This window comes from Streptomyces graminilatus (genome assembly GCF_001418565.1).
Lineage (GTDB): Bacteria > Actinomycetota > Actinomycetes > Streptomycetales > Streptomycetaceae > Streptomyces > Streptomyces graminilatus.
In genome coordinates this window covers 1-8,555 of record NZ_LIQQ01000576.1, presented here as the reverse complement: position 1 = coordinate 8,555, position 8,555 = coordinate 1, and the positions used below count along the sequence as shown (strand labels likewise).

Sequence of the window (8,555 nt, the reverse complement as noted above, 5' to 3'; positions counted from 1 at the left end):
AGATGTGTATAAGGAACAGGCCCCATCGCCATGAACCCCCGCGACGCCCGCCACGACAGCACCGACCACCGTGACTGCGCCGAGAGCAACGACCCCGTGCTCAGCCACGAACCGGCTGAGAGGAACGACAGGGAAGAGCCGATCGAGCCCACCGACAAGGCGCTGCCGACCGAGCCGATCGACAAGGCCGAGCCGACCGAGGCCACGGACAGTACCGAGCCCGCCGAGCCGATCGACAGTACCGAGTCCTGGGACCACAACGACAGCACCGAGCCTGAGGACCCTTCGGGCAGCTTTGTCATGAGGTCATCCTGCCCGACGGGCGCCCGGATGAGAGGGGCTTCCCGGCGCCGCCCCAGGCCCCCAGGCCATCAGGTCCTCAGGCCCCCAGGTCCTCAGGTCCTCAGGTCCGCACCGTCAAGTACTGCCACCCACTCCACGTGCTCACGTTCGTCGTGTCCGTCGTGCTTCGCACGTACTCCGAGCGCACCCGGAACTTCTGGTCGACCGCGTTCGTGAGGGTCAGGAGAGTGGCCGCCTGGCTGGAGTGAAGCAGCGGGGGACCATGTCTCCCCGCTGCTTCACCCCTCGGATCCGGGCCCCTTTCTGCTTCCCTACTTCGTCACTTCGTCAGGTACGCCCGCTGGATCGTCTGCTTCAACGTGTTGCCGTCCGCGTCCGTCAGCGTCACCCGCAGGGAGACCGAGCCCGGCCTCGCCGGGTGCTTCAGGTCCAGGCGCTTGCCGTCGATCGGCTTGGTCGCGTGCCAGGTGCGGCCGTCGTCGTACGAGACGGAGAAGGCGAGGCTCCGGGCGGTACGGGCCGTTGCCGCGCCCTCGATCGTGAACGGCACCGAGAAGCGCGTACCCGCCTTGGCCGTGCTCGACGGGGAGAGGCGAGGCGTGAAACGGACCACCGACAGCGGCAGCCGCTCGCCCACGCCGGTGACGTGCGCGGAGGTGAAGGTCCACTCGGCGGTGATCCGCGTCGAGACGGGGGACAGCGTGGTCGGGCGGGAGACGTCTGTCGTCAGGCGGAACTCATGCTCGGCGGCGGGGAGTTCGTACCGGTCGCCCGACAGGGGCGTGTTGATGTCGAAGACGCGCGTGCCGCCCGCGTACAGGGTGCTCCTCGCCTTGCTGTAGCGGGTCTCGCCGACGTGGCCGGCGCCGTCCGCGAACAGGGGAAGGTAGGCCAGGAGGGTGTCGCCGACGCGCACCGCGCCGACACGGTCCTCGCCGGCCGTCACCGGGCCCGTGAGGTGCGGGCCGAAGACGCCGGTGTTGAAGCGCTCGGTGTACTGCCTGCCCGCGCTGAAGGAGCGGTGCCTCGCGGCCATGTTGGCGTCCCACACCGGGTCGCCCTGCGCGTCCCGGCCGCCCTCCTGCGAGACGGAGTACCGCCACTTCACGCCCGGCAGGACGTAGTCGGTGAAGGTGCCCGGCAGAGGCAGCCTGTCCGGGTAGAAGTCGAACCACGAGCCGCCCGGGATGACCGGCGCGGCGACCAGCGTCGCCGACTTGCCCCTGGCGGGCGTCGCGACGGGGATGGTGACCTTGGCGAACTGCGCGGGCTTCAGGTTCGCGGTGAAGCCCGACAGGTCACCGGTACGGTTCCACGTCGGCCGGTAGTGCGTACTGCCGTGCGCCCAGGTGCCGTTGTACTGCGCGAACGCCTCGGCAGCGGGCAACCTGGCGCCGAACTGGCCGACGCGCAGCTTGTCGAAGCTGCCCATGTCGTAGGAGGAGGTGCTGCTCCTCCGGCCGATGTCGAACCCGTAGTTGAGGGTCGCGTCGGTGTGCTTCGCCTGCCTGTCCGGCACGGTGACGCGGATCGGCTTGGCCTTGCGCGCGTCCATGACGAGGGTCGTGTCATGGGTGAGCGAGAACTTCGGGTTGAGGAGCAGGGCCAGGTTCCCGGAGTCCGGGGTCGTGCCCGTGTCTATGCGGCCCTCCAGGCTGTAGCGGCCCTTGGGCAGCCGTACGGTGAACTCGCCGTCCCTGTCGTCCGAGTAGTCCTCCCAGATCCGGTTGTCCAGGCCCTGCACACCCGTCTGGGAACGGCCGGTGGGCCTGCCCTTGAGGTCCAGGTGCTTGACGGTCAGGTTGTACGACTCGACCTCGCGCTGTACGCCGATGGCGGTCCGTACGGTGGCGCCCGCGCCGTCCGTCGCGATGACCGCGCCGCCGAAGCCGCCGTCGGTCGTGCCCGCCCTGGTGTCCGCGGTGACCTGGGCCGTCGCCGTGCCGCCCGCCGGGACGGTGAGCTGCTTCGGCGAGACCTCGAACATGCCCTCGGCGGCGGGCTTGCCGTCATCGCCGTACGCCTCGGTGGTCAGGTCGAGGGTGAGGGGGCGGTCGCCGTCGTTGCGGTAGGTGATGGATTTGGTGGCCGGGGTGTCGTCCGTGTGCGGCCACTGCTGGGTGGGGAAGCCGACGGTGGTGGGTGTGGTCGTGAGCTGCTGGTTCAGGGCTCGGGGGATGTCCGTGCGGCCCGTGCCCTGTGCGAACGCCGAGACGCCGGCGGTCGGCTTGGCGGAGGCGGTGAGCGCGGCCTTGATGCGCTCACCGGTCCAGTCGGGGTGGCGCTGGGCGAGGATCGCGGCGGCGCCCGCGACATGCGGGGTCGCCATCGACGTACCGCTCATCGAGACATAGCCGTCGGCGGCCGGGTCGCCCTCCGTGCCGTGGGCGGCCTTCGCGGCGACGATGTCGACGCCGGGCGCGGTGAGGTCGGGCTTGAGGGTGCCGTCGGCCGTCGGGCCACGGCTGGAGAACTCGGCCATCGCGTCGGTACGGTCCACCGCGCCCACGGTGAGCGCGGCGGCGGCGCTGCCCGGCGAGCCGATGGTGCCGGCGGCGGGGCCCTCGTTGCCGGCCGCGATCACGAAGAGGGCGCCGGAGGAGGCGGACAGCTTGTCCACCGCCTGTTCGAGGGGATCGTCGGCGGGGGTGTCCTCGCCGCCCAGGCTGAGATTGATCACCTTGGCGCCCTGGGCCACGGCCCACTGCGCACCCGCGATGATGCCGGACTCCTCGCCGAAGCCGCCGTCGTCGAGCACCTTGCCGCTGATCAGCCGGGCGCCCGGCGCGACCCCCTTGTACTTGCCCCCGGAGTGCGCGCCGGACCCCGCGACCGTGGACGCCACATGCGTACCGTGGCCCACCCGGTCGACGGTGTCGGCCGCCTCGGAGAAGTTCTTCGCCGCGAGGACACGGCCCCGCAGATCCGGGTGCGTGTCGTCGATCCCGGTGTCCAGCACGGCGACCTTGACGCCCTTGCCGTCGTATCCGGCCGCCCAGGCCTCGGGGGCGCCGATCTGGGCCGTGCTGTGGTCGAGGGCCGCCTCGACCTTGCCGTCCAGCCAGATCTTCTCGACCCGGTCGGCGACACTCGATCTCTCCCGCGCCTGGGTCGCCCCGCTTCCCGTGAGCGTCTCCCACAGGCCGGCGCCCGACGACTTGCGGGCCTTCAGCGCGTCCCCGTGGACGCTGGGCAGGTTCCGGCTCACCCGGGCGCCGGCGGCGGACAGTGAACTCCGGGTCAGGGCACGGCCCTTGGCGTACGTCACGATCAGCGGGAGGTCGGGGCGGGACGTGTCGTCGTACCCCCACTCGACCAACTGGGTCACGTCGAACAGGCGGCGGTCGGCGGTGCCGTTCGCGAGGAACCGCTCGGCGTCACGCGGGACGACGTAGGTGCGGTCGGCGTTCCGCGATATTCGGAAGGTCGTGCCTTCGCGCCCCTTGGCGGGCCGTACGCCGATGACCTGGCCGGTGGCGTCCAGGGTGACGCGGTCCCCGGTGAGGAGCGTGACGGTTCTGGTCTTGGCGGGAGTGGCGGGAGTGGCGGCCGTACTGCCGCTGTCGGCCGGCGCGGCCTGGGTTCCCGGGGCGCCCAGCAGGGCGGCGGCGAGGGCGGTGGCGGTGAGCAGGGCGAGGGCCGAAGCCTCGCTCGCCCGCCTCTTTCGGTGAGTCACGGCATGCCTTTCTCTCCGTGATTCCGGGCATGGCGAAGCAGCCCGGAATCACGGGACGACAATTACTCGGATACTCGGATACTCGGGTACTGGGTACTTGGCTACTTGGCTACTTGGCTACTTGGCTACTTGGACGAGCCTCAGACGAGCCGCTTGCGGCCCCAGACGACGAGGAACGCGACGACGGCGGCCGTCAGGGCGAAGAGGACCGACGCCCCGAACCACTGCATGCTGTTCATCTGCGACGTCGGGATGTACTCCACCGACCAGCCCACGACATCGGCCTTTTCGAGGCAGGCGTTCCGTGCCGCCTCGGTCGGCTCCGCGCAGATGCCCCAGCCCACCAGATCGCCGCTGCCGGTGAGGTACCACTGGTCGGGCTGGTAGGCGCCGTCGGGGATCGACGGGAACGAGGTCTCCCCGACGCCCTTGTGCGTGTTGACCGTGATGACGTCGCCGAAGGACAGCCGGAATTGGCCCCAGAGGATCTGGACGGCGACGGTGAAACCGAAGGTGACGACCATGGCCATCAGGGTGCGGCGCAGCACCACACCGATCGCGACCCCGCCGAACACCGAGAGCAGGGTGAGGCCGACGGGCACCGGGCCCGTGTTGTCGAAGGCCGGGCCGGAGAACCACTCCAGGACCGTGGCCTCGGACTTGACGGGGCTCCACCACCAGCCGAACACCGCCGACAGGGCGGTCGTGCTCACCACGACGACCAGCCCGGCCAGCCCCAGCTTCGTGACGAGCCAGCGGGTCCGGCTCATGGACTGGGCGGCGACCAGCTTGGCCGTGCCGTTCTCCAGGTCGCCCGCGAGCAGCGGGGCGCCGAGGAAGACACCGAGCAGTATGGGTATCACCGAGAGCCCCAGCGTGGCGGAGCGAAACGAGTCGATGTACGGCCGGAACTGCTCGCCGATGTCGTCGATGTTCTTCGCCGGATAGCCGTGGCTGTCGAGGAAGTCCGTCATCTGGCCGCGCTGGTAGACCATCCAGGCGACGGAGAGCGCGGTGGCGGCGAGGATCGTCCAGAACGCGGCCCGGTGCTGGCGCCAGACCAGCCAGGTCATCCCGCTGAGCCGGGGACGCCAGGTGCCGACGGACTCCGTGTCCGCGCTGGTGCTGGTGTTCGTGGTCGTGGTCGTGGTCGTCGCGTTCATGGTCCCGTTCCTGGTCCCGTTCTTGCCGTCGGTCGTGGTGCCGGGCCCCGCGCCCGCCGGATTCGAGGAGCCGGTGAAGGTGCTCATGCCGCCACCGCCCCGGTGCCGAACGACCCGTCGAGGCCCTGGCCCTGGACCTGGGCGGTGGGCGTGATCAGCGGAGGTGCCTCGGGTGAGCGGAGGTAGGCGAGGAGGAGTTCCTCCATGGTCGGGGAGTCCGTCTCCCAGGGGCCGGTGACCGGGCCCTGGGGGCGGACGAGCGCGGTGAACTGCCGTCCGCTGGTGCGGGACTCGACGAGGGTGTGCTGCCCGAGGGCGGCGGGCGGGCCGTCGCCCTCCTTGGCCCCGGTGACCAGGGTGTGCACGGACATCAGCTCGTCCACGTCACCGGCGAGGCGCACTCCGCCGCCGGAGACGACCACGAGGTAGTCGCACACGTTCTCCAGTTCGGCGAGGACGTGGGTGGACATCAGCACGGTGGTGCCGTGCTCGGCGGCCTCGGCGAGCAGGGTGCCCATGATCTCGTGGCGCACCACCGGGTCGAGGTCCGACATCGGCTCGTCGAGCAGCAGCAGGTCGGGGCGCTTGCCGAAGGCGAGGGCGAGGGCGACGCGGGTGCGCTGACCGCCGGAGAGGGTGCTGATCTTCGCGTCGAAGGGCACGTTGCCCGCGCGGACGATGTCCTCGGCGGCGCGCTGGTCCCAGCCGGGGTTCAGTTCCCGGCCCAGGCGCAGGGTCTCCGCCACGGTGAAGCGGCGGAACAGGGGCTTCTCCTGGGCGAGGAACGCGGTGCGCCGGCCGGACTCCGCCGAGCCCGGCGTCTCGCCGAACAGGCTGACCGAGCCCTGGGTCGGCTCCAGGACGTGGGCCGCGATGCTCAGCAGCGTGGTCTTGCCCGCGCCGTTGGGTCCCACCAGCCCGCAGATCCGGCCGGTCGGGAGCCGGAACGAGCAGTCCTTCAGCGCCCAGCCCCGCCGGTAGCGCATCCCCAGCCCGTACGCCTCAAGCGCCGGCTCCCCCGCGTACATACCGTCACTCACCTGTGCTCCTAGTTGTCGTGAACCCCGTGGCCCCAGCGGCCCCCATGGCCCCAGTGGCCCCCGTTGCCCCTGCGGGCCCCGTCGCCGCCTTCGTACCGGCGGCGTACTGCTGCTCCATCGCCGACGCGACCAGTGCGGCCACGTCCTCCTGCTCCAGACCGGCCCCGGCCGCCTTCGACATCCACGTCACCAGCTCCCCGTACAGCGGTGAGTCGGTGCCCGCGTCGACGCGGCCCAGCGTGCGACGTACGAAGGTGCCCTGGCCCGGCCTCGGTTCGACCAGGCCCTCGCGCTCCAGCTCGCGGTACGCCTTGAGGGTGGTGTTCGGGTTGACCGCGCTGGTCTCGGCGACGTCCTTGGCGGTCGGCAGCCGGTCGCCCGGCACCAGAACGCCCAGCCGCAGGGCCTGCTTTGTCTGCTGCACGATCTGCTGGAAGGCGGGGACCCCGCTCCGCCTGTCGATGCGGTACTCCACGATCACCACCACCATTCCACTACTTGATTAGTGGAATGATGATGAAGGGGTGCGAGGGCAGTTGTCAACGCGGTCCGGGATGTCGGCTCGGCGTCGCCCTGGCGCCGTCCTGGCATCACCCCGGCGTCGGCTCGGCGTCGGCTCGGCGCCGGGGGCGATTAGCACGGATCACCCTTCCGTGTACCGGAAGTGGCGTAATTCGCCCACTCCATGGCTTAGTTCTGTCACCATCAACGCCATCGCAGGACCAGGTGTGTCGCAAGACGCGGCACCAGGGTCAGGACCCGGGTCCGGAACGCGGCGGAGGGAGGGGGTGTGCCGTGGGTTTATTAGGCGACGAGCTGGCGTTCGCACAGGCACTGACCGCCCAGGAACGCGAGGGCGTCATGTCCCTCGGCAACCCGAAAAACTTCGCGGCCGACGCCCATCTACTGACCGAGGGCGACCGGACCAGCCATGTGCTCATCGTCGTCAAGGGGTGGGTGACCGTCTCCGTCGCGACGGACCGGGGCGCCACCCGGCTCATCCTCGGACTGCGCGGACCCGGTGAACTCTTAGGTGAGATGGCCGCGTTGGACCCGCATCCGCGCAGCGCGACGGTACGGGCGCTGGGGCCGACACAGGCCCAGGTCATCCCGGGGGACGCGTTCCGCAGGTTCCTCGCCGAGCATCCCCGGGTGAGCGGGCTGGTGATCCGCCAGCTCACCTTCCGGCTCCGCAGCGCCGACCAGGAACGGTCCGCGCTCGCCTCCCTCACCGTCCTCCAGCGCCTGGCCGGCCGGCTCACCGAACTGTCGGGGTCGGGGTCGGGCGGCGCACCCCGAGGCCCCTACGCCCGTACGGCGCAGTCCAGTTCGTCGGTCGTGCAGCTCGCCCAGGACGAGCTGGCCGCCAGCATCGGAGCCACCCGCGAGGCCGTCGCCAAGAGCCTGCGGCTGCTGCGCACCCAGCGGATCGTACGGACCGGCAACCGCGTCGTGGAGATCCTCGACCCCGACCTGCTCGCCCTGCTCGCCGAGGGTCACACGGACGCGGAGGCGCAACAGGTGTAACGCCCCGGAACATTCGGCCCGTTGTGTGTAAACGGCTACAGACGGCCCCCGTCCCGGGCCCGAACCTGATGGGACGACCGAACAGCTACCGAACAACGACCGAACAGCTACCGATCGACAGTCGAGCGGCAGTCGAGCACGGTCGAAAGCGCCGAGGGGGCACGGGGTGGACGAGGTGGACGGCGACGGGATGGAACTCACCGAAGCGCGCTACGAGTTGGTGATCAGCGTCGATGCCCGGCGCTCCGGGGAGTACGACGACGTCGACAAGCCCCGGATGCGCGCCCGGATCTACCGGGTCGTGAACGCGGCGTTCACGCACGCCAAGGTGGCGCGGGACGCCTTCCACATGGAGGACCGGGGGGACGGCGTACTGCTGTCGGTGTCCGCGCGGGTCCCGGTGACCCGGCTGCTCGGGCTGTGGCTGGTCGAGCTGCACGAGAGCCTGCGGGACGAGAACCGGGCGCTGCGGGTGCCGCTGGGGCTGCGGGTCGGGATGCACGTCGGTCCGGTCCGGCGTGACGAGAACGGGATCTGCGGGCGCGCCGTCGACCTCGCCTGCCGCCTCGCCGACTCCGGCGCCGCCCGCGAACTCCTCGACGCCGAGGGCGCCGACCTCGTCGTCGTGGTCTCCGGCTCGCTGTACGAGGACGTGGTGAGGGGCGGCGGCAAGTTCATCGAGCCCGAGCGGTACGCCACGGCCCGTCTGCCTCTCAAGGAGGGCGAGGCCACCGCCTGGTTCCACCTGCCGGGCAGACCGGCACCCACGATCGGGGGCGCGGACAAAACAACGGACAAGGCGACGGACAAGGGCGAGGCCGAGGTTGCCGGAGCAGCGGACGGCCC

The 8,555-nt window shown here is 70.8% G+C and carries 7 protein-coding genes; 2 read left to right on the top strand and 5 right to left on the bottom strand.

Annotation, left to right across the window (positions count from 1 at the left end):
* The 5 genes from AOK08_RS46885 to AOK08_RS37000 all read right to left on the bottom strand — a co-directional run.
* On the bottom strand, positions 1–302 hold a 302-nt coding region (locus AOK08_RS46885), incomplete at its 3' end, for a hypothetical protein (protein WP_055534284.1).
* 320 nt (positions 303–622) lie between these two features.
* The gene (locus tag AOK08_RS37015) at positions 623–3,979 is read right to left on the bottom strand and encodes a S8 family peptidase (protein WP_055534282.1); all 3,357 of its coding nucleotides are present in this window, start codon (positions 3,977–3,979) and stop codon (positions 623–625) included.
* Between the two features lie 140 nt (positions 3,980–4,119).
* The gene (locus AOK08_RS37010) at positions 4,120–5,229 is read right to left on the bottom strand and encodes an ABC-2 transporter permease (protein ID WP_055534281.1); all 1,110 of its coding nucleotides are present in this window, start codon (positions 5,227–5,229) and stop codon (positions 4,120–4,122) included.
* Positions 5,226–6,170, bottom strand: a complete 945-nt coding sequence (locus tag AOK08_RS37005; protein WP_055534280.1) for an ABC transporter ATP-binding protein — start codon at positions 6,168–6,170, stop codon at positions 5,226–5,228. Before AOK08_RS37005 ends, AOK08_RS37010 begins: the two co-directional genes overlap by 4 nt.
* A 4-nt stretch (positions 6,171–6,174) precedes the next feature.
* Positions 6,175–6,672 (bottom strand): GntR family transcriptional regulator, encoded by a 498-nt coding sequence (locus tag AOK08_RS37000; protein ID WP_079054487.1) that lies wholly within the window; start codon positions 6,670–6,672, stop codon positions 6,175–6,177.
* 305 nt (positions 6,673–6,977) lie between these two features.
* Between AOK08_RS37000 and AOK08_RS36995 the strand changes: the two genes are divergently transcribed.
* Together AOK08_RS36995 and AOK08_RS36990 are read left to right on the top strand one after the other, a co-directional pair.
* Positions 6,978–7,709 (top strand): Crp/Fnr family transcriptional regulator, encoded by a 732-nt coding sequence (locus AOK08_RS36995; protein WP_055534279.1) that lies wholly within the window; start codon positions 6,978–6,980, stop codon positions 7,707–7,709.
* Between the two features lie 166 nt (positions 7,710–7,875).
* Positions 7,876–8,555, top strand: a 680-nt coding sequence (locus AOK08_RS36990; RefSeq protein WP_241827251.1) for a nucleotidyl cyclase domain-containing protein, incomplete at its 3' end; no start/stop codon positions are given.

What these genes read in the sequence shown, in the direction of transcription:
- AOK08_RS37005 (WP_055534280.1), bottom strand. Translation starts at nt 6,170, where the DNA reads ATGTACGCGGGGGAGCCGGCGCTTGAGGCGTACGGGCTGGGGATGCGC.
- AOK08_RS37010 (WP_055534281.1), bottom strand. Translation starts at nt 5,229, where the DNA reads ATGAGCACCTTCACCGGCTCCTCGAATCCGGCGGGCGCGGGGCCCGGC.
- AOK08_RS37000 (WP_079054487.1), bottom strand. Translation starts at nt 6,672, where the DNA reads ATGGTGGTGGTGATCGTGGAGTACCGCATCGACAGGCGGAGCGGGGTC.